Genomic DNA, 3,271 nt, shown 5'->3' on the forward strand with positions numbered 1-3,271 from the left:
ATGCGCATGGCACCCCCTCCTCGACGCCACCCGGGGCGGCGGTCGGTCGGGCACCGGCCCGACCCCGCCCGCCGCCAGTTCCGGCCCCGGTCCCCGGGTGCGCGAGGACCGGATCAGGCCGGGAGCAGCAACAGCTTCCCACTGGTCCGCCTCGCCTCCAGGTCCTCGTGCGCCTGGCGCGCGTCCTGGAGCGGGTAGCGGCCCCCGATCCGGAGGTCGAGCCGTCCCGAGGCGATCAGGTCGAACAGCTCGCGCGCCCGCCACTCCAGTTCCGCCCGGTCGGCGATGTGGTGGGCCAACGTGGGCCTGGTGACGAACAGGCTGCCCCCGGCGTTCAGCCGTTGGAGGTCGAACGGGGGGACCTGGCCGCTGGAACCGCCGAAGAGCACCAGCATCCCCCGGGGCCGCAGGCTGGCCAGGCTCGCGTCGAAGGTGTCCCGCCCGACCCCGTCGTAGACGACGTCCACGCCCGCACCGCCGGTGAGTCGACGGACCTCCTCGGCGACGTCGGCCTCGGTGTACCGGATGATCTCGTCGGCTCCCGCCGTCCTGGCGAGGTGTTCCTTCTCGTCCGTGGACACCGTGCCCAGGACACGGGCGCCCCGCGCCTTGGCGAGCTGGACGAGCAGCAGCCCCACGCCACCGGCGGCGGCGTGCACGAGGACGGTGTCCCCGTGCCCCACCGGGCGGGTGGAGGCGACCAGGTAGTGCGCGGTCATCCCCTGGAGCGGCATGGCGGCGGCCTGCTCGTCGCTGACGCCCTCGGGGACGAGCACCGCCCCGTCGGCCGGGACCGCGACGCGCTCCGCGTAGCTGGCGGAGGTCTGCGCCCAGGCCACGCGGTCCCCGGCGGAGAAACGGGTCACCCCGGAACCCACCGCCGTCACCCGGCCCGTCCCCTCCAGCCCGGGGACGAAGGGGACCTCCATCCGGTACACCCCGGACCGCTGGTAGGTGTCGATGAAGTTCACGCCGGCCGCGCCGACCTCGACGAGTACCTCGCCGGGAGCCGGTTCGGGATCGGCCAGCTCCACCGGGGTCAGCACCTCGGGGCCGCCGGTCTCCGCCACCTGGATCGCCCGCATCTCGTCTCCTCCTGCTGGTGTGCGCGTGGGTTCACCGCCGGGCGGGTGGGGTTCCACCGTGGCTGCCCACCCGCCGGCAGCCTCTATTGGATCACCGGTGCGGCGCTGTCACTCGCCCAGCGCGACCCGGCGGGCCAGGCCGAGGGGGAGCGCGCCGGAGCCGGCGATGGTGTCGTGGAAGGCTTTCAGGTCGCCCCGGCCGGCGGCCAGGTACTCGGCCCGGATGTCCTCGATCTCCAAGCACCCCGTCAGGTAGGACGGCGCCTGCGTCGGCCACGAGCAGTAGCGCGACACCTCGCCCACCGCCGTGTCCTCCGTGAGGGAGGCCTTGGTGCGCATGAACTCCCTGGCCTGCTCGACGGTCATCTCCCCCGCGTGCAGGGCGGTGTCCACGACGATGCGGGCCGCCCGGAACAACCGGGCCTCCAGGTGCCCGAGTTCGTGTGCGGGGTCGGTGAAGTACCCCTGTTCGCGCATCATCGTCTCGACGTAGAGCGCCCAGCCCTCGCTGAAGTAGGACGTGCGGAACGTCTTCCGGGCACGACGCGGGTTGCCGGCCATCCAGGAGAGGTGCCAGTGGTGACCGGGGTAGGCCTCGTGCACCGCGATGGTGGGCATCTGCGCCCGCGCGTTGGTCTGCAGGCGCTGGACGATCTGCTCCTGGGAGTACCCGTCCGGGGTGTGGGGGACGAAGAAGTGGCCGGTGCGGGAGTCCGTCAGCGGCGGTGGGGACATGTAGGAGGCGACGGAGAGGATCGCCCGTTGGAAGGCTGGCGCGGGAACCACCTCGCAGTGTTCCCCCTCGGCGAAGGTGACCAGGTCCCGTTCCGCGACGAACCGGCGGGCGCGGTCGGTCTCGGCCGCGTACTCGTCCCGCATCGCCTGGAGGGTCGGGGGGTAGTCCTGCTGGAGCCTGGTCATCACGGCGTGCCAGTCCTCCGACCCGCCGGGGACGCGACCCGCCAGCTCGCGCATCTCCTCGTCGAGCGCCGCGTAGGCGGCCTTGCCACGCTCGTGCAGCTCGGCGGCCCCGTACCCCAGCAGCTCCTTCTCGACGAGCAGCCGGGAGTAGCGCTCCTCGCCCAGGCGCCAGTCCCCGCCCGCCCGCCGCCCGAACTCCTCGAGGAAGTCGACGACCGCGTCGAAGGCGGCCGCCGCAGGTTCGGCGGCCGTGGCGACCCTGTCGCGGAGCCCGGGGTCGGAGACCAGGCCCGGCAGGGTCTCGGTGACGAACGAGCGGCCCGTCCGCGCCTGCCGCAGGCCGCGTTCGACGAGCAGGGGAGCGGCGAGGTCCGGGTCGAGGTTCAGCCGGCAGGCGGTGAGCACCGCCGGGACCTCGCCGAGCTTGCGCACGGTGTGCTCGACGAGTTCCGGTTCCGACAGCAGCTTCTGGAGGAACGGGTAGAACAGCCCTCGGAAGACGGGGCCGACGTAGACGGCGGGGTCCCGCCGCCAGGCTGGCCACTCCTCCTCGACACGGGCGCCGCGCAGGACGGCGAGCACCAGGTCACGGTCCACCCGCGCGTCGGGGTCGAGGCCCTGGTCGGCCACCGCCTCGAAGGTGCGCAGCCAGTTGGCGTTGCCCGTTCGGGTCGCCAGCAGGGCTGACTCGGAGAAGTCACCGAGGGTGTGGGCGTGCTCGACCGAGCCGAGCAGGCTGGCGTGGACCGGGTTGTGGTCGTAGTACCAGGCCATGTAGTCGTCGAGGACGGCGTCGAAGGAGGAAGTCTCGGTCACGACCAGCACGATAGTCGTTCGTCTTGCTAACAACCAGGGGGATTGGGGGCGCAGACTTCCCCGGGGGGAACGGGTTTTCCCGTCCGGGGAGAACTCCTAGGGTGGGGGTATGAGCGAGGACACCACGCACCCTCCCGTCCGGGGCGCCGACCAGGCGGCGCTGCGCCGTTTCGCCCGCCGCCACGGCGGAGCGGTCCGGGCCGTCGTCAGCCCGCTCGGCCGGCCCGGCACGCGGCTCTGCCTGGTCGGAGCGGACGGGGCGCTCGGTGACCTCGTGGTGCGCGACGACGAGACCGCGCGGCGGCTGTGCGCGGCGGTCCCCGGTGTCGAGGTCAGTGACTGGGACCAGCCGACCGTGGCTGCACTGGCGATCGGGCCGGAGCACCGGCGCCGGATGGCCGGCCCACGCGCTCGTGGCCGGTGAGCCGCTCCGGGGCCCGGGCCGCCTC

General features: G+C 73.3%; 3 protein-coding genes. 1 reads left to right on the top strand and 2 read right to left on the bottom strand.

Annotation, left to right across the window (positions count from 1 at the left end; all coding sequences use genetic code 11):
* Window positions 1–113 precede the first annotated feature (113 nt).
* A complete protein-coding gene (locus ACTIDRAF_RS0224580) occupies window positions 114–1,085 on the bottom strand; it encodes a quinone oxidoreductase family protein (RefSeq protein WP_016701326.1) in 972 nt (323 codons plus the stop codon).
* A gap of 108 nt (window positions 1,086–1,193) precedes the next feature.
* Window positions 1,194–2,780 carry a DUF885 domain-containing protein gene (locus ACTIDRAF_RS0224585; RefSeq protein WP_083886673.1) on the bottom strand — a complete coding sequence of 529 codons (1,587 nt, stop codon included), beginning with the start codon at window positions 2,778–2,780 and terminating at the stop codon, window positions 1,194–1,196.
* 151 nt (window positions 2,781–2,931) lie between these two features.
* On the opposite strand from ACTIDRAF_RS0224585, the gene ACTIDRAF_RS0224590 reads away from it, so the two are divergent.
* Window positions 2,932–3,246 (top strand): hypothetical protein, encoded by a 315-nt coding sequence (locus tag ACTIDRAF_RS0224590; protein WP_016701328.1) that lies wholly within the window; start codon window positions 2,932–2,934, stop codon window positions 3,244–3,246.
* The last annotated feature ends 25 nt before the right edge of the window (window positions 3,247–3,271 follow it).

It is taken from the genome of Actinoalloteichus spitiensis RMV-1378, assembly GCF_000239155.1.
Lineage (GTDB): Bacteria > Actinomycetota > Actinomycetes > Mycobacteriales > Pseudonocardiaceae > Actinoalloteichus_B > Actinoalloteichus_B spitiensis.

Coding starts and splice junctions, on each gene's coding strand:
- ACTIDRAF_RS0224580 (WP_016701326.1), bottom strand. CDS start 1,085: ATGCGGGCGATCCAGGTGGCGGAGACCGGCGGCCCCGAGGTGCTGACC.
- ACTIDRAF_RS0224585 (WP_083886673.1), bottom strand. CDS start 2,780: ATGGCCTGGTACTACGACCACAACCCGGTCCACGCCAGCCTGCTCGGC.
- ACTIDRAF_RS0224590 (WP_016701328.1), top strand. CDS start 2,932: ATGAGCGAGGACACCACGCACCCTCCCGTCCGGGGCGCCGACCAGGCG.